At 47.1% G+C, this 21,886-nt stretch carries 19 protein-coding genes and 1 tRNA gene; 5 read left to right on the top strand and 15 right to left on the bottom strand.

Annotation, left to right across the window (positions count from 1 at the left end; all coding sequences use genetic code 11):
• Positions 1-9: 9 nt before the first annotated feature.
• Genes atpE through atpD form a run of 5 tightly spaced genes read right to left on the bottom strand, consistent with a single transcriptional unit; the run spans position 10 to position 3,123 of the window.
• Positions 10-276 (bottom strand): ATP synthase F0 subunit C, encoded by a 267-nt coding sequence (atpE, locus tag MINF_RS03780; RefSeq protein WP_012463180.1) that lies wholly within the window; start codon positions 274-276, stop codon positions 10-12.
• 25 nt (positions 277-301) lie between these two features.
• Positions 302-943, bottom strand: a complete 642-nt coding sequence (locus tag MINF_RS03775; protein WP_012463179.1) for a F0F1 ATP synthase subunit A — start codon at positions 941-943, stop codon at positions 302-304.
• 12 nt (positions 944-955) lie between these two features.
• Positions 956-1,234: an AtpZ/AtpI family protein gene (locus MINF_RS03770; protein WP_012463178.1), complete on the bottom strand. Its 279-nt coding sequence runs from the start codon at positions 1,232-1,234 to the stop codon at positions 956-958.
• 13 nt (positions 1,235-1,247) lie between these two features.
• Positions 1,248-1,655 (bottom strand): F0F1 ATP synthase subunit epsilon, encoded by a 408-nt coding sequence (locus MINF_RS03765; protein ID WP_012463177.1) that lies wholly within the window; start codon positions 1,653-1,655, stop codon positions 1,248-1,250.
• Between the two features lie 13 nt (positions 1,656-1,668).
• Positions 1,669-3,123, bottom strand: a complete 1,455-nt coding sequence (gene atpD / locus MINF_RS03760) for a F0F1 ATP synthase subunit beta (RefSeq protein ID WP_012463176.1) — start codon at positions 3,121-3,123, stop codon at positions 1,669-1,671.
• Positions 3,124-3,207: 84 nt separating this feature from the next.
• Here atpD and MINF_RS03755 point away from each other — a divergent pair, with 84 nt between their 5' ends.
• The 3 genes from MINF_RS03755 to tatC all read left to right on the top strand — a co-directional run bounded on the left by MINF_RS03755 (position 3,208) and on the right by tatC (position 6,106).
• Positions 3,208-4,551 carry a nicotinate phosphoribosyltransferase gene (locus MINF_RS03755; protein WP_012463175.1) on the top strand — a complete coding sequence of 448 codons (1,344 nt, stop codon included), beginning with the start codon at positions 3,208-3,210 and terminating at the stop codon, positions 4,549-4,551.
• A 65-nt stretch (positions 4,552-4,616) separates the two neighbouring features.
• Positions 4,617-5,309, top strand: coding sequence for an epoxyqueuosine reductase QueH (locus tag MINF_RS03750; RefSeq protein ID WP_012463174.1), 693 nt, complete (start codon positions 4,617-4,619; stop codon positions 5,307-5,309).
• A 20-nt stretch (positions 5,310-5,329) separates the two neighbouring features.
• Complete coding sequence (tatC, locus tag MINF_RS03745; RefSeq protein ID WP_048810121.1) at positions 5,330-6,106, top strand: twin-arginine translocase subunit TatC; 777 nt, start codon at positions 5,330-5,332, stop codon at positions 6,104-6,106.
• 13 nt (positions 6,107-6,119) lie between these two features.
• On the opposite strand, the gene MINF_RS03740 is transcribed toward tatC, so the two are convergent.
• From MINF_RS03740 to MINF_RS03725, 4 genes are all read right to left on the bottom strand, one after another.
• On the bottom strand, positions 6,120-6,416 hold the full coding sequence (locus MINF_RS03740) for a hypothetical protein (RefSeq protein ID WP_148205122.1): 297 nt from the start codon (positions 6,414-6,416) through the stop codon (positions 6,120-6,122).
• 51 nt (positions 6,417-6,467) lie between these two features.
• Positions 6,468-6,965, bottom strand: a complete 498-nt coding sequence (locus tag MINF_RS03735) for an HNH endonuclease (protein WP_048810120.1) — start codon at positions 6,963-6,965, stop codon at positions 6,468-6,470.
• 157 nt (positions 6,966-7,122) lie between these two features.
• The gene (locus MINF_RS03730) at positions 7,123-10,290 is read right to left on the bottom strand and encodes a UvrD-helicase domain-containing protein (RefSeq protein WP_012463170.1); all 3,168 of its coding nucleotides are present in this window, start codon (positions 10,288-10,290) and stop codon (positions 7,123-7,125) included.
• Complete coding sequence (locus MINF_RS03725) at positions 10,287-13,058, bottom strand: PD-(D/E)XK nuclease family protein (protein WP_012463169.1); 2,772 nt, start codon at positions 13,056-13,058, stop codon at positions 10,287-10,289. The genes MINF_RS03730 and MINF_RS03725 overlap by 4 nt, the downstream gene beginning before the upstream one ends.
• A gap of 146 nt (positions 13,059-13,204) precedes the next feature.
• Between MINF_RS03725 and MINF_RS03720 the strand changes: the two genes are divergently transcribed.
• A tRNA-Gly gene (locus MINF_RS03720) sits at positions 13,205-13,277 on the top strand.
• 286 nt (positions 13,278-13,563) lie between these two features.
• On the top strand, positions 13,564-13,764 hold the full coding sequence (locus MINF_RS03715) for a hypothetical protein (protein ID WP_148205121.1): 201 nt from the start codon (positions 13,564-13,566) through the stop codon (positions 13,762-13,764).
• 51 nt (positions 13,765-13,815) lie between these two features.
• On the opposite strand, the gene MINF_RS03710 is transcribed toward MINF_RS03715, so the two are convergent.
• The 6 genes from MINF_RS03710 to MINF_RS03685 form a co-directional block, all read right to left on the bottom strand.
• The gene (locus MINF_RS03710; protein ID WP_048810118.1) at positions 13,816-14,886 is read right to left on the bottom strand and encodes a hypothetical protein; all 1,071 of its coding nucleotides are present in this window, start codon (positions 14,884-14,886) and stop codon (positions 13,816-13,818) included.
• A 64-nt stretch (positions 14,887-14,950) separates the two neighbouring features.
• Complete coding sequence (locus MINF_RS03705) at positions 14,951-15,796, bottom strand: hypothetical protein (RefSeq protein WP_048810455.1); 846 nt, start codon at positions 15,794-15,796, stop codon at positions 14,951-14,953.
• Between the two features lie 94 nt (positions 15,797-15,890).
• Positions 15,891-17,678, bottom strand: coding sequence for a tetratricopeptide repeat protein (locus MINF_RS03700; protein WP_012463165.1), 1,788 nt, complete (start codon positions 17,676-17,678; stop codon positions 15,891-15,893).
• A 175-nt stretch (positions 17,679-17,853) separates the two neighbouring features.
• Positions 17,854-18,417, bottom strand: coding sequence for a hypothetical protein (locus MINF_RS03695; RefSeq protein WP_012463164.1), 564 nt, complete (start codon positions 18,415-18,417; stop codon positions 17,854-17,856).
• A 75-nt stretch (positions 18,418-18,492) separates the two neighbouring features.
• Complete coding sequence (locus tag MINF_RS03690; RefSeq protein WP_148205120.1) at positions 18,493-19,518, bottom strand: OmpA family protein; 1,026 nt, start codon at positions 19,516-19,518, stop codon at positions 18,493-18,495.
• Positions 19,518-21,878: a tetratricopeptide repeat protein gene (locus MINF_RS03685; protein ID WP_048810117.1), complete on the bottom strand. Its 2,361-nt coding sequence runs from the start codon at positions 21,876-21,878 to the stop codon at positions 19,518-19,520. The genes MINF_RS03690 and MINF_RS03685 overlap by 1 nt, the downstream gene beginning before the upstream one ends.
• Positions 21,879-21,886: the final 8 nt, after the last annotated feature.

Raw genomic sequence — 21,886 nt, 5'->3', positions numbered from 1 at the left:
AAAGAGCCTTTACTTGGTCAAATACTCGAGCATGGGACTGCGGAAAAGAACGATCAAAACAACAACGAGAACATAGATGGCCAGCGATTCGATCATCGCCAGGCCTATCAGAAGCCAGCGCGTTATCGATTTCTCCAACTCCGGCTGCCTAGCTATAGCTTCCAAGGCCTTGGCAATAGCTATACCCATCCCTAAACCCGGCCCCACTACCCCCAATCCGATCGCTAACACGGCCATGGCCGTAACCAAGGTTGAAAACAAACCGATATTTGTCATGATTCCTCCTTTTATGGTTCCATTTTTAGCTTTTTTTTGCCAATGCTTCCATCCCGCTGGCAATATAGATCAAGGCCAACATCCCGAAAATGTAGGCCTGAAGAATGGCTTCAATGAAGTGAAGCAATAAAAAAGCCACCGGGGAAAGAAATCCCGCCAGGACCAACAGCACTCCAATGCCTATTTCCATGCTCGACATGTTGCCATAGAGTCGGACGGCCAACGTCAGGGTACGGGTGATTTCGCTGATCACATGAAAAGGGAAAAACCAGAAAAAAGGCACGAAATATTCCTTGAGGTAGGCAAGGATCCCTTCAGCCCGGATACCGTAATAGGGAACGGCAAAAAAAACGATGAGGGCCAAAGCCGAAGTAATGGAAAGATCCGCCGTAGGCGAATGCAGCCCGGGGATCAACCCCACAAGATTACAGAGAAGGATATAGATCCAAAGGGTGCCGATCAAGGGAAGAACCGCTTGGGGATCCTTGGGAATAGCCTCGGTGACCGACTGCTGGATAAAGGAGAGCAGATCTTCGATAATAACCTGGAAATAACTCGGGGAGTCGATTTTAAAAGAACGGACGCACACCATCGACAGCAACACCAAAATGGCCATGATACAAAGAGAGGTCAGGGTGGATTCGGTTAAAAATTTTTCAAAGCTCATGGCAGCCTTCCCTTACATCTTGTTGCGAATAAAAATATACACGTTTAGGGCCCCCAGGATCACCCCTAAGATAATCAAGGAAATCGTCCAGTGGAGGGCATAGCCGGGAAGTTTTTCATCCAGCCACCTGCCCAGGTAGGCCCCGACTACCACCGGAAGGATAAACAGTACGCCAAGGGTGCCCAAAAAAACGGTTTGAGATAAAAGAGTAGGCTTAAATTTCTTTGCTTCTTCGATCTTGTTGACATCCTCGTGGACTTTTTCAACCAGTTTTTTTTTATCCTTTTCCATAAAATAAAACGCTTTACTTGGGGGCTTCCTTTTGAATTTCCCACATTCTTTTTAGCATTTCCTTTTCAAGGTTTTTTGCCCTCTCTTTCATCTCTTTTCTCTCCTCTTCTTCTTTTTTCAGCTCCTGTTCAAGATTAACAGATATCTTCTTGATATCCTTGTCGACGAAAAAATGGGGGGTTACGATCCACAAGACGTTTTTCTTAAAGTAGAGCATACCTCCAGATAGGGCCAAGTAATGAGGATCGGGATCGTTCAAGACATAAAACCAGCAGAGGCCTAGAAGCAGAGAGGTCATGAAAGGCTCATGCCTGGCCATGATCCCAAATTGCCCACTGCGGTCTCTTCCGTGAAAGAGGGTCACGTCGCTTAAGCTTAACTGTTCCCTGGAATCGATCAAATGCATTTCAAAGGGAGTCATGTCGAAAAGAACCTCATTTTTTCCTCAACTCGTTTTTCAACGATCCTTTCATGTAACACTGGTCTTCGGAGAGATGATCGTAATCGCCGTTGAGAAAAGCTTCACAGTCATCAAGGGTGTCGGCAAGCGGGACACTGACCCCGGCAATTCCGGTGTGTCCGGCCGTCGTGAAAAAAGGCTGGGTCAAGTAGCGCTGAATTTTCCTCGCCCTGAGGACAATCTGCTTGTCTTCTTTAGACAACTCTTCCAATCCTAAAAGGTTGATGATATCTTCCAGTTCCTTGTAGCGGGAAAGGTATTTTCTCACCCCGGAAGCGATCGTGTAATGTCTTTCCCCAAGAAATTGCTTGTCCATGATCCGGCAGGTCGAAACAAGCGGATCGATAGCCGGGTAAAACCCTTTTGCAGCTTGAGACCTGGAAAGGATAACCACGGTATCCAGGTGGGAAAGGATGGCCATAACGGCCGGATCGGTCATATCGTCGGCCGGCACGTACACGGCCTGGACCGCCGTTATGTTCCCCGACTTTGTCGATACAATCCGATCCTGAAGCTCGGCAACCTCGGTCAGCAACGTCGGCTGGTAACCGACCATGGCGGGCATTCTTCCTAAAAGGCCGGATACCTCGCTGCCGGCTTGAACGAACCGGAAAAGATTATCCATCAAGAAAAGAATTTCCGTCTGCAAGCTATCCCTAAAAAACTCGGCATAACTTAAAGCCGTCAGTCCAATCCTAAACCGAACTCCCGGAGATTCATCCATCTGTCCAAACGCCATAAGGGTCTGGGGCATAACCCCCGCCTTTTGCATCTCTTTCCAAAGTTCATGCCCTTCCCGGATACGCTCTCCCACCCCGGCGAAAACGGAAACCCCCCGGTGGATCAAGCTCACCGCCTTCATAAACTCCATCATGAGAACGGTTTTACCTACCCCGGCCCCACCGAAAAGTCCGGTCTTGCCTCCTTTTACAAAAGGACACAACAGGTCGATCACTTTGATGCCTATTTCCAGGATGGATTTGGGTCCAAGGGTGGTATCCAAGGCAGGAGGATCGGAAAAAATGCTCCTGTAGCCTTCCGGCTCCACGGGCTCCATCCCGTCAAGAGGTTCACCAAATATGTTGACAAGCCTTCCCAAGTATTTCTTGGAAACGGGAATGGAAACGACCCGTCCCGTATCATAAACTTCCATGCCCCTACGCAATCCAGCCGCCTGATGCAGGGTAATAGCCCTAAGATGATGTTCGTCAAGATGTTGATGAACCTCAAAAATGTAGCTTTCGTGATCTAAATAGGTCTTTAAACACCGATGCAGGGGAGGCAAAAGGGCACATTCAATTTCGACGACAGGACCATGGACTTCCACGATTCTGCCTATGAGCTTTTCTTCCTGAAGCTTAGCCCTGCACCCCAATAAAGCCTTTTGCGTTTTTTCTTGGGTCATGGTGGTGGCGCTCGTCCTGTTCATGAACTTGTTGATTAATAAAACACAGTGTAAAAATATAGGGTTCGATTTAAATTATTTCAAAGCCCTAACCATTTTAGCGAGAACATGAGTCCAGAAAAAAGCTTGCTTTTGACCGATCTTTACGAACTGACCATGATGCAAGGCTACCACTACCACCGGATGGATGGCCTGGCCACCTTCGAGCTGTTCGTAAGGAAATTGCCCAAGAATAGGAATTTTCTTGTCTTTGCCGGCTTGGAACAGCTCCTTTCTTTTGTCGAAGAAGCCCGTTTCGAGGAGGAAGAAATCCATTGGCTTGCCCAACAAGGATTTAAAAAAGACTTCTTGGATTACCTCAAGAATTTCCGTTTTCAAGGCGACATCTATGCGATGGCCGAAGGGACGATTTTTTTCCCTTTCGAACCCGTTTTGAGAATTACCGCTCCCATTGCCCAAGCCCAGATACTCGAGTCAAGGCTCATGAATATCATCCACTACCAAACTTTAATCGCCTCAAAAGCTATCCGGTTTTATCTTGCGGCAGCCGAAAAAAAACTCGTTGAATTTGGCTTGCGCAGGGCACATGGTTCCGAAGCCTCCCTTTTTGCAGCCCGGGCAAGCTTCATTGCCGGCTTTAGTGCCACTTCCAATGTGCTGGCCGGGAAAATGTTCTCCATCCCGGTTACCGGAACCATGGCCCATTCTTTTATCCAGGCCCACGACGTTGAAGAGCTTTCTTTTTACAACTACGCGGTGGCCAATCCGCGTAACGTCACTCTTCTCATCGACACTTATGATACGGAAAGAGCGGCAAAGCATGTCTTAAGTCTTGCCCCAAGGCTAAGAGAAAAGGGAATTACCATTGAAGCCGTCCGGTTGGATAGCGGGGATCTCGATTATCTTTCAAGAAGCGTTCGATCGATTCTTGATTCGGGGGGACTCAAGGAGACGAAAATTTTTGTCAGCGGCAGCCTCGATGAATACAAGCTTGAGGAACTCGTCAAGAACGGGGCTCCCATAGATGGTTTTGGGATCGGTACTTCTTTAGACACTTCGAGTGATTGTCCCTACTTGGATTGTGTTTACAAGCTGCAAGAATACGAAGGCAAACCGAGAAGAAAACGATCGACCGGTAAAGCCACTTGGCCGGGAAGCAAGCAGCTCTTCAGGTATTTCAACGACTCGGGGATAATGCAGAAGGACCTGATTTGCTTGGCCGAAGAAAACTATCCGGCCGTAGCCCTCTTGCAACCCGTGATGCGCCAAGGCAAAAGGATCCTTCCCAAGGAAGATCTCGGGGAAATCCAAAGAAGAACCCTTCGTAGCCTAGGCAATCTGCCTTCAAAGCTCAAAACCCTACAGCCGGCACAAACCCTTTACCCGGTGGAGTTTTCCCCCTCCCTCGTCAACCTGAAGGACAAGCTTGAAAGAGAGGAAATCCAAGGTTAAACCAAAATGAAAAGATTTTTTCGTTCTTGTTGCAATCAAAGACGGCCTGGATTTGTTAATAGATTATGACAGAGCTGGCTTTCAAAAGGGAAAAACTCATCCCTCCAGGCGGGGTGGACCAAGTATTGCTTCATTCCTGTTGTGCTCCCTGTTCGGCTGAAATCATGGAAGCGATCATCTCCTCCGGCATTAAGCTTACCCTCTTTTTTTACAATCCCAATATTCATCCGCGCATCGAATACGAAATCCGCAAGAAAGAAAACATCCGTTTAGCCGAGAAAAAGGGGATCGAATTCTTTGACGGGGATTACGATACGGACAATTGGTTTCAGCGGGTGAAGGGACTGGAATGGGAACCGGAAAGAGGCCAGCGCTGCACGGTTTGTTTCGACATGAGAATGGAACGAACGGCCCTTTTTGCCTATGAAAAGGGTTTTAAGGTATTCTGCACAAGCTTGGGCATTTCCCGGTGGAAAGATTTCGACCAGGTCACCGCTGCCGGGATTAGGGCGGCTAGCCGCTATGGGCTTACCTACTGGACTTATAACTGGAGGAAAAAAGGGGGATCAGAAAGGATGATCTTGATCTCTAAAGCGGAAAATTTCTACCAGCAACTTTACTGCGGCTGTATCTACTCTTTGAGGGATACGAATAAATGGAGGGTATCGAGGGGAAAGCCTAAGATCAGTTTTGGCGGTACTTTTTACAGCTTTGAAGGATCAGAGCGGTCGTCTTTTCCCAAGGAAGGGTCACCTTGATAAAAAGTCCTTTGACAACCATGAAATATTATGAAGAAAAACCTTTTCTCGAACACTTAGAAGACTTAAGGTGGGTAATTATAAAATCCCTGCTGGCTTTAGGGGGAGGATCTTTAATCTGCTTTATCGAGACAAAGCCCTTGATGGCAATTCTTCTTAAGCCGCTTAAATCGGCAGGAGAAGATCCTCAAAAAGTCTTAAGAGTACTTGGTGTCGTGGATCCCTTTAGCGTTCAACTCCAGCTTAGCCTGCTCGGCGGACTGGTATTAAGCCTTCCTTTCATTCTCTATTTTGTGGCCCAATTCATTATCCCGGGTCTTACTCCTTCCGAACTGAGGCTACTCTTTCCCATATTCAGCGTGGGGGCTCTCCTTTTTGTCGGGGGTATTCTTTTTTCCTACTTTATTCTTTTACCCCAAACCTTGCAGTTTTTTTCCGCCTACAACAAGTGGATGGGAGTGCAAACGGATTGGACCTTGCAAAACTATTCCAATTTTGTGGTTCAAATGCTTATTTCATTTGGACTCGCTTTCGAGCTTCCCCTGGTGGTCATTCTCCTGGGTATTCTCGGCATCCTCCAGTCTGCAACCCTGAGCCGTTACCGCAGGCATGCGATCGTGATCATCGTGGTCGCCGCCGCCTGCATTACTCCCACCTCGGATCCCCTCAGCTTGTTTCTTCTTGCCGCTCCCATGTACCTGTTGTACGAATGTTCCCTTTGGGTCTTGAAAGCCATAGAAGCCAGGAAAAGAACCCAAAAAGACCGGGCAATCGAAAAGGGTGATGTTATTCCCTAGCCGGCTTGGTTCATCATCCCAGGTATTCCAACCGTCCCTCTTTATCCCGCAGGTAAACCGAAGCCCCGGCTTCGGCTAGGCTTACTTCTACCCTTGCTCCTTCCATCAACTCCAAGACAAAGCGCTCTTCGGTTTCTATGACCTTGGCTATTTTTTGGCCCGGATGGATTTCCCCTGAAACAGCCCCCTTTATCTTGATCTGCAGAAAAGAGCCATCGGTGAAGTAAAGCTTGAAGAGAGCGGGTTGGATTTCCTTCTTTTCAACCGTCCTTCCCGAAAGGATTTGACTGAGTTTTCTGTTCAACCCCATAACCGCTGTCAAGATAGACTAAAAGACGAAAAAAAGGCAATCTTTTTATTCCTAGTGTATGGAATCCCTATCCAGCTTTTTGCCCATGTACTTTTTATAAGCTTCAATCCAATTGGTCGCAATGGCTTGTTGGGCTTCTTTTAAATCAACGATCCCCAAGCAAACCAACTTGTGCAGTTTATATTCAAGCTTATCCTTGAGGTAAGCATTCCAGGGAGAGGTCCAATACGATTGAGGCCAAAGATTTTTTATCGAGTTCGATCCCCCAAGCCCCAGCGGGATCAAGTGATCGATCTCGTAATGGTGGGGCTCAGGATTCAGGATTCCATACCGGAGGTATACCTTTCTTTTGAGGGCAGGGGGCACATCTCTCACCCGCTTTGCATACCCCGGCACACAGATGTCTTCCTTGGTCACATCAAAGGTGTCGCCGGGAGTTAATCGAGGATCGGGCAAAACCGGATCTTCGAAGCCAAAAGAAGAAAAAACCGGCAACAATAGCCCTAAGCACAAAGTCAAATAAAAAACTGCAAAGCCTCTTCTCTTCATACAACGCCCTTTCAATATACCGGGAGCACGAAAGAAAAAAATAAAATTTTATCGATCGAAGAGGACTCTATCCTTGCCCACGAGTCCATCCCATCTCCATAAACCAAGTGTATGACTTCTTTTTCAAAGTTTAAATCTCAACTCAAAAAACAACGATTTAGAGGGCTATTAGCTCTTTTAGAGACAAGGAGACAATAAAAACTTTTACCCTCCAAGCGGGGATACCGAGAAGTCGGCAAAGGGCTTTTTGATAATACTCAAGCTGCAAACGGTATTTTTGAGCGAGTTCTTCTTTCCTATCCTCGGTCACAAAATCGGTTTTGAAATCATAAAGGGTACACATCAGCTCCCCGGTTGGATCCTCCTTGATGTGAACCCTGTCGAAAGTTCCCCGCAACCACCGGCCGTCTAACTCGACACAAAAACTGCGTTCGATCCAGACCTTTGTCCCTTCCTCCGGAGAGAATATGGGCTTGATTGCCGCAGACTGCAAACATTCCAAGACCTCTTTGAAGGGGTTTTTTTCTTCATCTCCCTTTGCGTACTCCAAGGCCCTCTTTTCCAACTTTTCTTTTATAGCTTCGGAAAACCGTTCGACTTGAGCCAAGATCTTATGAACGAGAAGACCGTAGTCTAACCCCTTTTCTTTTACCCTGGAAAAAAGGTCTAGTTCGGCTGCTTGGACTCCAACCGATGAAGGAGAAACAAAAGAAGTCCGGGAGAGGGCTCTAGGGGGAAAAAGAAGATCTTGGCTTTCCATCGCTTTGTACTTTTCCCGCCTAAACAGTTCGTTCCTTGGCCGTGGAGTCCACCTTCTCTTTCCCGTCTCAAAAACGGTCAATAAAGGAAAGTCGGGGAAAAACCACCGGGAAGTATCCTCCCCCCTCCCCAGGACCTCGAAGAGCAAGTCCTGCCAATAAACCAATTTTTTTTGCGTGGAGGGCTTGGACTTTTTTTCGCGAACTTCTCCCAAAAGGTATAATCCCTGCCTTGCTCTCGTCATGGCCACGTAAAGCAAGGAAAGTTTCTCCAGCTCTTCTTCGGCCAGCAGCTCCTTGTACAAGCAAGACAAGCGGGGTACTTTTTCGGCCACCTCTCTTCTGGGAAGAAAAAAAAGCTTCCAGTCTCTGGAAGAAGATTTATAGGCCACGGGAAGCTCTCGGAGTTGATTCATCGCCGTGTTCCTGGAACCCGCAAGCTCGGTCACCAAGACCACGTCAAACTCAAGGCCCTTGGCGCTGTGCACCGTCCTGACTTGGACAGAGGAAGGATCTTCAGACAGGGGTAGGGAATAGTTCTTGTAATAATTTAAAAATTGATCGCAGTCTCTACTCCCGGTGTTGTCAAAAGAGCGGCAGATCTGCAAGATCATCTCCATTCTCTCATTCTGGAAGTCCTCCCCGGGAGAGTTTTCCTTAAGAGCGGCCAAGAACCGGAATGCTAAAGCTTCGAATCCCGCCAGAGAAAATACCCTCCAAAACTCTTTTCTCCACTGCTCATCCTTAAAAATGGAACCAATTGGAGAAGCTTGTAGCCATCCCAAAGCCAAGGAGTCTGCCGGATGGGCCAAGGACTGGACCAGGGCAAAAAAAAGCTTGGCCATCAAGTTATCTTTCCCAGGATAGATCTTCCCTTCCAAGGAAACCCGCAGGGCCGAACACAAAGACAGGTACTGAAAGATGGCTTCCGCTTCCTTGTTCGTTTGGACAAGAACCGCGCAACTCAAAGCCCTTTGATGAGGCTTGATTTCATCGACCAGGAGCTTTTTAATGGCCTCGTACCTCAGCAAACTACCCCCTGTTTCCTTCTCTTCCCCGTTATTCCCCTCCTCCGGGCTATCTCCCTTGGCTTCCCCCTGGGGGAGCTGCACGCACAAAAAACAACCGTATCCTTCCAGCTCTTCATCCCGGGCCTCCTGGTAAACCCACCTTTTTTTCCACCTCTCCAAGGATTCCGGCAAAAGCTTGCCGATCTTTTCAAAGTTACCCAATAGCCTATTGACCAGCTCCAGGACAGCCTTGGACGACCTCCTGGAACCGCTCAATTGCCTTTTTTCCATCCTGTATTCCACCTCGAGAGAATCGATAAGCCCGCTGTAGGCCCCCCTCCATCCATAGATGCTCTGCTTGGGATCCCCAACGCAGAAAAAAGATCGGGATCCATCTTCATGCTGAATGATCTCATCGACAAAAAGCTTGATGACCTTCCATTGCAAAAGGCTTGTGTCCTGGAATTCATCGATGAGCAAATGGTCCCATTTTCTATCTAGCTTGTACAAGAAGGGCTGGGGACAATTCAGATCCACGGCTTGGAGGATGATTCTAGGAATATCTTCAAAACTACAAATGGCTTGTCTTTCGACGGTCTTGCGATAAAGGAGGTCATAAAAAGAAAGGAGTTGGGCTACCGCCTTCGTCCGCCGATGGGACTTTTCTATGAAAAAATCGATGGTTTTCTGGGCGAGCATCCCTAGGGAAGAAGCCAATTCCTCATTTAAATCGTACCTTTTTCTTTCCAAGCGGATTTGGGGGCATCGGCCGGTTTGGGGGTCATAAGCTTCCAAAAGGTTACGATAAAGTCTTGGGAAAGAACTGATTTTAAGCTTTTGCTCTTCCCATGTCTTGGTGGGAATGCCCGCGGTTTTGAGCAAAGACTCGATCCGTTCAAGAAGGGTAAGAAAACCCGCTTCTTTGGTCAACTCTTCTTCCTTTTGGAACGATCCAGGCTCTCCCCAAAAATCGGTGCTCGGAAAATCGGGGAAAAACGGGTAATACTTTTCCACCACCGCCAAGTACAAGGGAAAGACGACCTTATAATCCTCCCCCCAATAGAACATTTCAAAGGAATCCAAAAAAGGGCTCTCAAATTCCCTCGCCGTTAATATACGGCGAACAATCTCCTGCTGGAGGCTCTTTTTTCCCTTGTCATCCAGCAAAGAAAAGGGGGCGAAGGTCGGCTTTTTATCCGGAGGAATATAACGCAGCAGGTGGTACAAGAAGGAATCGATCGTCCCAAAACGGAGAAAGGGAAGATCCTCGATAAGGGTTTGCAAGCACCGATAAGCCCTACTCTTTAGCAAAGACTCCTCCGGGGAGGGATCGACCTTTTCTTTTGAAGCTAATACCCGCTGGGCCAAGGTTGAAAAGATCCGGTCAACGATTTCTTGGGATGCTTTCCTTGTAAAAGTAATGATCAACAGAGAATGGGGAGCGACCCCCTCGAGGAGCAAATCCAGGGCTCTTTCGACAAGCTGGTGCGTTTTACCCGCTCCGGCAGAAGCGACGACGACCAACCGCCTTGTCTCTTTTGGCTGACCTATGATCATTTTTCGTTTAAAAACAGTTCAAACGGAGGGTCAAAAATCTCCGCAGGGTTGCGATCAAACCAGAAATCCCAGGGCGAATAACGCCACGACTCCGCCTTCGGATTGGGAGGCCAAAATTTATTTTCCTTTATCGCTCGAATTACTCGGGCTATTGCAGGCAGACTCTCCTCGAGGAGGGAGGATGATTCGGCCGGCCAGCGCTTAAGAAGCTCCCCTTCTTCTTTTTGAGAAAGAAAGTAAAAACCAACCTGGGGGTTTTTAGCCAACCCCATCGATTTTAGGCCGTGGTAATAAAGGGGCAGTTGAAAATTAAGCCAGCGCCACTTCTTTCCTTGGAAGGAGAAGTAGGCCTCGGCGGGGGGCCACTGCTCAGTTGACCGGGGCATGCCTAAATGGCTTCCAAAAGGTTCCCTGGGCTCGGTGGTCTTGTAATCGATGATCAAGAATTGCTCATCTTTTTTATCTATGCGGTCGATCCGACCCCGAACTTTCACGTTTTCTATTTCCAGCTCGAATTTTTTTTCTACCGCCCATATTCGCCATCCTTCCCTGCTCCATTGGGCCTGGAAGGAAGCAAAACTTTTAAGCCTGGCCCACATGGCTTTTTGCTGAAACTGCAAGCCAAGCGTCCGATCTTTCCCATAGCTTTTTGTTAAGACCTTTTCGAGTTGATCTTCAAGGAAGGAAAAGATCAAGGAGGGATCTTCGAGTTCAACTCCCTTGAAATTTTCTCCGAAAACGGCCAACACCTCGTGAAGGACTTTTCCAAAATCCGCTTCTAGCAGTTCTCCCTGGGGTAAAACAACAGGCTGCCACCCTAGCCTGTGTTTCAAATAAAAGTAAAAAGGACAGCTCAAGTAATCGTTTAAGGCACTCACCGAGAGACTTTCCTCGCTTTTCCAACCGACAGAAGGTAATTTTAATTTAAAGGGGCTTGTTTTCGGCTTGGGAATGGTTTTGCTGGGCAAGGAACGGAATAGAAAATCGACGCGCCTGGCCAGCCGCTCTGCCTTTTGGCGGAAAAGCAGCCGGGAAGGCAACAACAACTCTCCTTGCTGATCGAACTTGGACAAAAAAACATCTAATCTAGCCCCTTTGCTTAACCGGTTCACAAGAAAGGCAAGCAAAAGCGAATCCCTGGCCATGCGTCTTTCGGCCGTCTTTAACCCGACCTTTTTTCTTATTTCATCGGTCAAAATAAAGTCCGGCTCTATTGCCTTTGGCACATCTCTCTCTTGGAATCCCGCAAGAACCAGGTGCATGGAGTCATCCCAGAGCAACTCAAGCCAACCCTTAAGCTCGAGCTTCGGATCGCCTTCGGTTTCAAAGAAAAAGCTTTCTTCATTCATCTCATCCAGCATCAAGGATAAAAAAGGGCTGCAGCCATGAAACGCATTGACCGAGGCAAGCGAACAGAACCGATCGATTCTTTTGCCAATAAAATCAGCCCACTGCTCCACCATTTCCCCAGCAAAAGAAGAGCTCTCTTCCAGGACCACGGCAAGAAAGTTCAATAGTCTTTTCGGCCATTGAGGGGTTCTTAAATCCTCTATAAAAGAGCGGATGAGCCCAAGCACTTCAAAGGAGGACTGCTGAGAGCTTTCGAAAAAATCGCTTAGGGAAGGGGCGATCGACCGCGTAGCTACCCTATCTAGAAAAGATAAAAACTCCTCGGATTTTCCTTTTTGTTTTTTCCCGATCCATTCGTAAGAAAGAGGACTCCTTGCCCATGAAGAGAATTTCGTCCAAGAAGGATCTTGCAAAAGTTCCCTTAATTGGAGAAAAAAATCGTAAAAAGGGGTTTCCTTGTAAGAAATCCCCGAGTAATTTAAAAAATCAATCCCGCTGCTCCTTAGCTTGCAAGCCAGGAGAGAAACGACTTTGCTCCGGCAAAGTCCGATAGTCGTAGCTTCCCCGTAATTTTCCCCGGAAATAAGCTTGACGATTCCTTCGGCCATCGACAGTTCATCTCCATGCAGATGGATAAACTCTTCATCGATAGGAATTTCAAGCTCCTTGCACCGTTCCTCAACGGGTAAGCCTTGAGCGTCAAAAAGGCCGGCCCAGCTCTTTTCTCCAGGCAAAAGGACTTCAATGGCAGGAAGCTCTTTTAACCCTTCCAGGAATTTCACGGCCAAGGGATGAGGATCAAGGCAGCCGGCAACGATTAGTCTTTTTATCCCCGGAGGAAGTTTCGGCTCTTGCAACAAAGACCGGAGGTGAGAGAGGGGATCCAAAAAGCCCCACTTTTCCAAGGTTTCAAAATAGATCGATTCAAGGAGTTGGAGATTTTTAAAAAGCTCCTCTTCATGGATAGAAGCAAGATCCTTGAGAGTCATTTCTTTTTCGGCAAGCTCATCTTGAGCACGAACGAGAACCCCGGCCAAGGAAAGAAGGTTTTCAAAATCTTCCCCTTCCAGGGCCCACGGCCCAAGGAGTCGGTTTTGAAAGGCCCGGTGAAGCACGTTGACCCAGAGAAGCTTTCTTTCCAGTCGAGTCGGCACCTTCCTAAAATCAAGCCAGGAATCGGGATGGACTTCGAACAGGGCCATTGGAGTAAGCGTGAGGGGAGGAACAAACCCTCGTTTTAAAGAAATCTTCAAAGCCTCGATGAGCATCTTTCCGGAAAGGGCCGTGGGAACAAGGACAAGACAATCTGAAAAGTCCGGGCAGCGCTCCCAGTTTCGGCCGCAGTTCGCGATGAGCCATTGGGCCACAAGGAGGGGGAAAGGATCTTGCCAACCCAAGTAATGGCATCTAAAAACCATCTTTTCATGTTACCATTTTTTTCTAGCGGTAACCAATCAAAAGAAATCTGTAAAATAGGAAAAAGATAGAAAGACTTAAGGCTTGCTTTTTATCCCGATTACGCTCATTTATAAAAAATACATATATTTTTATTGTATCCTCCCCTGCGGGTGTAGCTCAGTTGGTAGAGCGCAACCTTGCCAAGGTTGACGTCGCGGGTTCAAATCCCGTCACCCGCTCTTCATTTTTTAGTCTCTTTTCTTTCCCGGTTGTTTTAGCCAATGAAAGTGAAGGTCAAGAACCAAGCTCACCCTGTGCCGGAAGTCGGCTTAGACAGAACGGAAAGAAGCGGCCCAAGAAAGGAATTTCCAGCCATGTATACCCTTTAGAGCTAAAGGGTTTACATACATTTGCAAGAGAAATGTGCGGCTCGGCACAGGGACCAATCAGAACCTCCTTAATGAGAATCTCGGAGTCCAAGCGCGGGGATGGAGGAGGAGCCGAGATCACCCAAGGAAGGGCCAGGTGCCGGGCAAGAAAACCCCGGTGCCGGGTAGAGCTGATGTATTGGTCATCCTTCTGTTAGCTTCAATCCCACCCTCTTCTTCCAGCATGGGGGTCGGTCTTTACCGGTTGAATCTTGGCGGGATATCAGTACTGGGAGAGGACCAGCTTGCCTTTGCCCTGTTACAATCCTTGAATTGGGGCGTGGAGTTATCGAAGTAACCGGTTCTTATTTTATTCTCCTCCGAGGAAAAAGAAAAAGCGTAGGAAAAGTCATTTCCTGGAAATAATATAAAGCAAAGCCGTATCGAGGATCATCCACCCAAGAGATAAAATGAGGACGATTTCCACGGCGATAAAGAAATTGGTGGATATAAATTCCCTTGCCGAATTGTAGGATTGTTCAACCCGATCGAGCTTTGTTTTCACGGCCGAAGCGATATCATCGATGTCAAACTCTTTTTCCACGTACTTGTATATCGTTCGCAGGTGCCAATCCGAAAGGATCTGTTGGACATTGGCAAAGACCGAGTAGATCGATTCGACGATCGACAGCTTGTCCTGGACGAAATTCATCCCCTCTTCAGAAAATTTCTGGTAGCGCTGGGGCATCATCCAGAACTTGTACCATGGGGGCAAGTGGGCTAGGATGGATTGGGCTTTGTCAAGCTCCCTGTCGAGCAAAAAATTATAGGAGCGCAAGTTCCAGTAAAGGGCATAAACTAGCCGGATAATGTTCAATATGACTTGGGATTCGTATGAAGAGATGACGGCTCCAAATCTCTTGATCAAGATCAGTTCGTTTTCATAATACCCAAAATTAATGAGTTTTTCTTTTTCCAGGACAAACGGGGATAGGCTATCATAGTTGGGTTCGCCGGAGACAATACCGTATAGTCTTTTATAATGTTGAGCTATAAAGGATTCCGCATCGGTAACGATCCCGGGTTCCAAGGAAAATATGGGGAAAAGATCTAATTCTTCAAGCCGATAGACATACTGATAGCTGGCAAATTCCTTGGCTTGTTCAATAAGACTACTGACGAATGTTTTTACCCAGGCCAATATGCCGAGGGATCCTACCTTCATCGACCGAACTTCTATAGCCAACGCCGTTAAAAAGGCCATGTCGGCTTCAATGGGAAAGGACACCTCGATCAGTCCCACGCCAAACTTGTAGATCTGGGTAACCACCTGGGCTTTCGTCGAGAATTTATCCTTAAAAGAAACCAGGTGGGTCGTACGCGCTGAAATTTCCTTGACTATCCGGTTGGCCTCCTCATCGCCAAACTCGAGCTCCAACCCCAGGTCAAAGGGGATAAGAATCGAGACCTCCGCTTTCATAATCAGCTCCAAGTGTTGAAATATACCCTAGCTTTATACCTCGGGGAAGGAAAAAGGTTCCCTACTAAAGGTCTATGGGCAATTTGCCTTTCCAAAACAGGTTAGAGAGGGAAAAAAGTTCCAAGGCAAAAGGCAAATACCCCAGGTAACCCATGATGGGCATTTCAAAGAGGGGGAAAAAACCTAAATAAGGGATGTTATATACCCACCGGGGATCGGATTGCCAATTCCACAATTCCCAACACAACCCGCAGATCAAAACCCCAATCCAAAGAGAAATAACCGCTCTCCAATCTCCTCTTTTTAAATCTCCAAAAAGAAAAGTTCTTTTTTTGAAAACGGCGTTGAGGGGTTCGGTCAGCAAAAAAAGGAAAATCCAACAAAAGGGATAAAAGATTGTTGGGAAACTCAACAGAAGCAGGAGGCAAATTAAGCCCAAGACAAATACCCCTTTCTTGGATGAAATATGAAGGGCCTTTGCTTTTTTGAGCCTATCTACCCACTGCCAATGCCTCACCCATTCAGCCGTCGTCAAAACCGCGGGGATGACCGTTGAAAAACTTAACGAGGCAAATAAAAAGTAACTTATGGGACCAAATTGGTGGCTGCCCACATACTCCCAATTATGCATCCGAAGGTTAATTCCTTCAAAAAGCCACCAGAATGGAATTGATAATAAAAACAGGAAAAGGTAGGAAATGCCCATCCTCCTCAGTGGGGAATCCCCCCTTTTCAAAACAAGGATTCCATCGATGGTCAAGATATAGCCAAGCCATAAAAAGAAAAAAAAGTAATGCGTTCTAGCTCCTTCAAGCAAACGGTTTGCAACCCAGGAAGAAACCAGAAGGCCGATTCCCAGGTAAAAATGAATTCTTAAACAAGCATCCTCTTGGACACACTTTTCACGCATTACGTATCTAAGATAAAATAACCGAAAGAGGATGGCCACAAGCTTATTCTTGCATGGATCAAGGAGCTTGGATCCCCAAGGCCCCCCCTGGGATTTACCGATTGCTATGGACTAGCTTATATTTAATTTGCTGGGCGAGCCGAGGATCCCGGCTTTCTAACCTTGTTAAATCTCTATCCCGCTCCCCATAATCATGGATATGGTTTTCCAGGAATACCAGGTTAATTAAAGGTCGAATATCCCCGGGGAGGGTTTCATCGGCCTTGCGCCAAGCATCAATGGCTTCGGGATAAAGATGCAGTTCTTGACAAAGACAACCCAAGTTAAACCATCCCATGCCAAAACGAGGGTCTATATTCACCGCTTTTTTGTAGGCATTGAGAGCAACCAATCTTTCTCCCGACTTCTGGCTCAATACCCCGAAATTAAACCATCCATCCCGGTCGGCTGGATTCAACTCTATGACCCGCAAAAAACAGGCCAAGGCCAACTTTTCCTGTTCAGTTTTCAACAAGACCAAACCCAGGTTATACCATACAGAAGGGTTTTTAGGTTCAAGAAGGCTCAGCTCCGTGTACGCTTCCGATGCCAGGTCCCATTTAGCCAGGGCACTATAGGACTCGGCAATCCCGACCCAGGCTTTTACAGATTGGGGATTCAATCTCGCCGCCTTCATAAAAGCATTGACAGCCCTATCCCATTGGTGCATTTTCTGAAAAATTTCTCCCATCAGCAACCAGGCGCTGACATGCCTAGGCCGGGATTCCACGTAACTCTTGAGCTCTTCAACAGCTTTTTCAAATTGGCCGATTTGATATAAACAGATCCCTAAAGGATAGGCGATTTCCTTGGAAAGGGCCCCCTCCTCTCTTGCCTTGAGCAAAGCATCTATCGCCGGGTTCCATTCCTTGCGGGAGATCATGATCTGGGCGAACAAAATGGAATAATGGTAATCGGCTTCCCCATTCAATGAAGCCGCTTTTCGAATGGCAAAATCGGCTTTATCAAGCAAGGATATTCTTAAGTAGTTTGCAGAAGCAGTAGCCCAAGCTACATCGGACTTTGAAAAAACTTCTATGAGCTTGTCCGCATTCTTTTCAATGTCGGTTTTTTGAACACTTTGCCACAAGTTCACCCAGTAGGGAGAAGAAGAAAGCTTGGGATCCAGTTCCCCTTTTTTTCTAATCATTTCAAGATTTTCTTTCCAAAAAGCAAACTCCATGAGCCTGTCGGCTTTATCCAAAATTTCCAACGGGCCACTTAACAATCTTGCTCTCAAAAGTCTTTTCTGTGGGTCTATCCAGTCCACGATGCCTATGGTTTGCTCTTTTTCGTTAATGACGGGACTGCCCGGTAATACCCCGGTAATCTCCCCTGAAAAGAACAAGTGATCCCTGTCCGTTTCCAAGCCTTCTTTAATAGGAGAGTATTTGCCGATTTTTCTCGGTTCTTCAGGAGTGGGGGTGGGGATGAAAAATTCCGATCCTCCTCCTTGAGGCCAGCTATCCTGTGAAACGATCCTCAAGGCCGAAAGGGATTTACCTTCCACCTGGATCAAAAGCAGATCTTTCTCAGGTTCCCTTATTATCCAACCGGAATATTGAACGGGGCGAAAATCCCATCTCTTAGCTTCTTTGATCGTTTTGCCATCAAAAACATTCGACAAGGTAAGAACTTTGCCATCCGCCGATAAGACTATTCCCCTGATCCACTGCGTAGAGCCGGAAGAATCCACCACGGAAAAATCCACGATCCTTGATGTCCAAAAACCGGCATCGAAATCTGCATCTTGGGCTTTCAACAAAGGAAGCCAAAAGACAAGGAAAGCGGAGCAAAAGATCAAAACAACAAGCAGCTCTTTAATCGGGTGGAAATATTTCACGACCGGCTATTCGTATTATCGAGAAATTGCGGCTATTATATACAAAATTCCGCTCAAAAAATAAAGAGAAACTTATTTATAAAATTAAAAAAATTAAAAGAATAAACCGCTGGCGTTGCCCGAACGGATTTATCCCATGGAGAAAAATGAAGCTGAAGAGACCAATCCCGACCGATTACTTCCCCTGGCTATTTAAATGGGGACCTACCGCATGGGCAATTTTGTCCAGGGCCGGTCGAATGGCATTCAGATAATCTTCGTTGAAATCCCTGTAACCGTCATAAAGCCATACATGGGCCCTTTGGAGATTGCCGAAGGAACCCAGGGGGATCCCTTTCGATCCCTTGGAAGGATAATATTCGGCAAAAAGCCGCACGACAATATCGGTAGCGGCATTTGTTCCGATAAAAGAATATCTCCACCGGCCCAAATCTATCCTGACAATGGGAACACCCTCTTGGGCTTGGGTAATCTTGTCTATTCTTTTTACTTCCAGGGATGGATAAGCCCTTTTAAAAGCGGCGATAGCTTCCTGGTAGAGCATATCCCTTTGAGAAAGATAATCATACCTGGACAAGACGAACTCGGGGGGCCTGTTGAACCAGGCTTCGGGAACGGCCAAAATATAGAGTTTTTCCCTGTTTGACGGAGTCGAAGATCCTTTTTTAGCAGGGAAAGCGGGACTTAAAAAAGAAAGAGAAAAAAAGATGGAAAAAAGTAAAAAAAGCTTTACTTTCACAGTCTACTATACGGGTATTTGCAAAAGAAAACAACTCCCTATCCCACGCTTGTCCATTCGCATTTAAAAGGGGGTCTATTCTTCTACCAGGGCCCGAATCACTATTTCTACCCTACGATTCCTCGCCTGTTCTTCTATGGAACCTCGTGGATTGACTATGGGATGGCTCTTGCCGTACCCGGTAGCATGAAAGTTATACATGCCTTGAGGAAGATGGGCTTCTAGCCATTGCTGAACCGCAAAGGCCCTTTGTTCACTGAGTTGCAAGTTATACATCTCATCGCCAAAAGTATCCGTGTGTCCCCCAATCTCAACATCAGCCCTGTTGTATTTTTTCAGGATTTCTAACACCTGGAAAAGGAGGGGTTCGGCATTCGGTTTTATGGTTGCAGAATCAAAATCAAAAAGAATATCGCTGGGCAGGCGTAAAACAACGGGTTGGGGAACGCGAGGATCGAAATTGGCCGCCGCTTTAAATTGGGTTTGAATATCATCCACTCCAGGTATACCTTCCCCTCCGCTGGTCCCCGTAGGATGGGTTCCGGCTTGACCCGGTGCACTCGCCCCAGGGATCGGGTCATGCCCCAGTCCGGCAGGCAGGATGTTGCTTGTATTCGGAACACCGGGAGAAGTTTGACCGGTCAATAAATGAGAAATCAAGGTTTGGAAATGGGACTTGGGATCTTCTTGATAAGGACTGACCTCGGTGGGAGGAGTGGGTGATAATACGGCCACCTCTGGAGCTCCTCCCGGGACAACGGAAGGCATGGGTATCCTCACGGGATTGGCTTGTGTAACATCCTGGACCAAGGGATTGATGGCTTTGATCTGTTTTGGAGCTTCAAGAGCCGGAATGGGAGTCACGGAGGGGCTTTGGGTATCAGCTCGAGCTTGAAAAATGGAAGCGGGAAGTTCGGCTCTCTTTAGATCCAGCCTCCTGTCAAATTTCTTGGCCGTGGAAGCCAACGCGAGGTTTTTTATCCGGAGAGGTCCGACGGTGACTATAAAAGCTAAATGAAGGAGGAGCGAAAGAATAACCGCCAGGCTGAGTGTTTTCCTGTCTAAAATGACGGAAAGGGGAGAGAACGGCTCGGTTTTCATCAAGCATCCGGTTTAAAGGTAGGATATTTCTCTTTCAGTTTCTTTTCCCAAAAAGCGGCTTGGTCGTTATCTCCCGCCTTGGAAAAAGATAAGGCGGCTTTTTGCATCGCCCTTGGGGTAATGTGATCATCTTGATAAATAAGGCTTAAAGTGGTGTAAGCTTTAGCCGCTTCTCTATAGTTTTTTTGAGCAAGATAACTGTCCCCGATCAACATCCGTGCTTTAGCGTTATTTTCTCCCTCCGGTTCCTTAAGCATGACTTCCTCCAAGTTCTTCTGGGCTTCGGCAAACTGTCCCAGGGCAATCTGGGTTTCGGCCAATCCCAAGAGAACCGGGGAGTTGCTCGCCGAATTCGGATCGGATTTCTGAAATTCCAGGTAATAAGTATTGGCTTCTTTCCAGTTCATCAGCTTCCGTTCCGTTTCGGCCAACAACCATAAACTTGAACTGTAATATTTATCCTTGGGATTAGCCGATTGAACGACTTTTTTAAAATAAAGTGCAGCCTGCTCCCGTTTTTCCTTTTTGAGAAGTTGAGAAGCTATCCAGTAGTAAAGCTCGGTGGGAATTGTTTCTGCCCCACTCTTATAATTATCCTCGTAAGACTGGACATAACTACAGAGCTTTTCAACGTCTCCTTGATGATAGGCTATCCAGGCAAGCATCAAGGTAGCCGCTAAATAGAGTTTTTCGGGCTCAGCCTCCCGGGCCAGGGAAAAGTATTCCTTGGCAGCCTCATACTGTTTTTCTTCATATTTGTGCTGCCCGACTATCCATGCCGCTATGCCTCGATAAGGAGAATGGGGGTATTCGTTCAGCACCTTCAGCATGGTCTCGGCCGCAAGGCTTTCTTCCTTGAGATCGAAGGCCAAAACCCCCACGTGTTCAAGACAGGTTTCTCTTTCAGGATCTGTTTTGTTTAGGGCCTGCAGAACTTCTTTCCACAATTTCAAGGCTTCTTTCTTTTCCTCCATTTTTTCAAGACAACTGGCAAGGTGCATCTTTACCGGGATCACTTCCTTGGAATGCGGGTAGCCAGTTAAAAAACTTTTGTAGAGAGAAGCTGCCTCGGCCCACTTTTCAAGCCCATAATTAGAATTGGCTTTGCCCATAAGAATCGCTTCCGGGGAAACAAATGAAGAATGCACGGAATCCAATTTTTCCCAAAGGGGAAGAGCGAGTGAAAATCTCCCTGTCCTATTGTAATCTTCGGCTTTCAGATAAAGAAGTGCATAGAGATAGGGAGAAGAAGGATATTGCAAGGAAAACTGCTCAATATTGGTTTCCAAGGAACTCCTATCTAGATAATAATGGGCCAATACCCTTTCGTAAGCAGCCAGGTCAACAAGGGCGGATCGAGGATATTCGGCTATAAAAGAATCAAGGAGGGTTAGAGCCTTGGCATAATCTTTAATTTCCAAATAGGCATTGACCAGGTCAAGCAGGAGTTTTTCCTTTTCAGTTTCGATAAATCCATTGCTATGTTTTTCATAAAATTGGATAGCCTCCTTGTATCTTTTTTGAGACAAGTAAAATTGGAAAAGTCCACTGTTGGCAAGCCTGTTCCCTTCCGTGTAGGGGGGGCCTCCGGAAGCCTGGGTGAAAAAGCGTTCGGCCTCTTTCGGCTGACCCGATTTCCAAGCTGCCCAACCGCAGCGCGCCAAAGCCTTGGACTTCGCCAGGGGATCCTTCGTCTCACGGACTACCACCGACCAATATTCGAGAGCATGCGCCCAGTCCAAAATCGATTCATAATAGGTTGCAAGTACCCCGGCAGCCTCAACTCTAAGATCCGGAGCCTTGTCAACCAGCTCCCGCAACCTGTAAACCCCTTTTTCTTCTTCCTTCGTCTGAAGCTGGCACAAGGCGAGAAAAAAACTTGCAGCCTGGGAGGTTTGGGGATCTCCTTTTTCCACGGCTATCTTGAGGGCTGGTGCCGCTTTGGCAAAATCGCCCTGTTCAGACAACAGCTTGCCCTCCCAAAAGTAGGCTGTGGGAACGAAAGCACTGGAGGGATCATTTTGAATCAGCAGCTGATAGATTCGGATCGCTTCAGCTTTTTTCCCTATCAGCCGATAACAATCGGCCATTGAAAAAAGAGCTTCGGTTTTTTTACCCGGGGATAGCTGGGGTAATATCCGGTAAAAGACCCGAATGGCTTCTTCATACCTGCCCTGCCTGTAGAGGGCTATCGCTCTATCCAGCTCGAGGTCGGCCGTAGGAACAATTTCAATCGACGGATTGACTTTTTCAGAACGAGCCCAGGTCAATCTTTCTACGCCAAGGTATTGAAAAAGCGTGAAAGAAAAAAACAAACCCATAACCAATTTTTTGTTCCTGGACAGCTTTCTAAGCTTCATTCCTTTAA

The organism is Methylacidiphilum infernorum V4 (assembly GCF_000019665.1).
GTDB lineage: Bacteria > Verrucomicrobiota > Verrucomicrobiia > Methylacidiphilales > Methylacidiphilaceae > Methylacidiphilum > Methylacidiphilum infernorum.
The sequence above is the reverse complement of the archived record's forward strand: the minus strand, read 5'-3'. Positions and strand labels throughout refer to the sequence as shown.

Bases quoted from the DNA above. Each gene is read 5' to 3' on its own strand.
- atpE (WP_012463180.1), bottom strand. From the start codon at position 276: ATGACAAATATCGGTTTGTTTTCAACCTTGGTTACGGCCATGGCCGTG.
- MINF_RS03775 (WP_012463179.1), bottom strand. From the start codon at position 943: ATGAGCTTTGAAAAATTTTTAACCGAATCCACCCTGACCTCTCTTTGT.
- MINF_RS03770 (WP_012463178.1), bottom strand. From the start codon at position 1,234: ATGGAAAAGGATAAAAAAAAACTGGTTGAAAAAGTCCACGAGGATGTC.
- MINF_RS03765 (WP_012463177.1), bottom strand. From the start codon at position 1,655: ATGACTCCCTTTGAAATGCATTTGATCGATTCCAGGGAACAGTTAAGC.
- atpD (WP_012463176.1), bottom strand. From the start codon at position 3,123: ATGAACAGGACGAGCGCCACCACCATGACCCAAGAAAAAACGCAAAAG.
- MINF_RS03755 (WP_012463175.1), top strand. From the start codon at position 3,208: ATGAGTCCAGAAAAAAGCTTGCTTTTGACCGATCTTTACGAACTGACC.
- MINF_RS03750 (WP_012463174.1), top strand. From the start codon at position 4,617: ATGACAGAGCTGGCTTTCAAAAGGGAAAAACTCATCCCTCCAGGCGGG.
- tatC (WP_048810121.1), top strand. From the start codon at position 5,330: ATGAAATATTATGAAGAAAAACCTTTTCTCGAACACTTAGAAGACTTA.
- MINF_RS03740 (WP_148205122.1), bottom strand. From the start codon at position 6,416: ATGGGGTTGAACAGAAAACTCAGTCAAATCCTTTCGGGAAGGACGGTT.
- MINF_RS03735 (WP_048810120.1), bottom strand. From the start codon at position 6,965: ATGAAGAGAAGAGGCTTTGCAGTTTTTTATTTGACTTTGTGCTTAGGG.
- MINF_RS03730 (WP_012463170.1), bottom strand. From the start codon at position 10,290: ATGATCATAGGTCAGCCAAAAGAGACAAGGCGGTTGGTCGTCGTCGCT.
- MINF_RS03725 (WP_012463169.1), bottom strand. From the start codon at position 13,058: ATGGTTTTTAGATGCCATTACTTGGGTTGGCAAGATCCTTTCCCCCTC.
- MINF_RS03710 (WP_048810118.1), bottom strand. From the start codon at position 14,886: ATGAAAGCGGAGGTCTCGATTCTTATCCCCTTTGACCTGGGGTTGGAG.
- MINF_RS03705 (WP_048810455.1), bottom strand. From the start codon at position 15,796: ATGCGTGAAAAGTGTGTCCAAGAGGATGCTTGTTTAAGAATTCATTTT.
- MINF_RS03690 (WP_148205120.1), bottom strand. From the start codon at position 19,518: ATGAAAACCGAGCCGTTCTCTCCCCTTTCCGTCATTTTAGACAGGAAA.
- MINF_RS03685 (WP_048810117.1), bottom strand. From the start codon at position 21,878: ATGAAGCTTAGAAAGCTGTCCAGGAACAAAAAATTGGTTATGGGTTTG.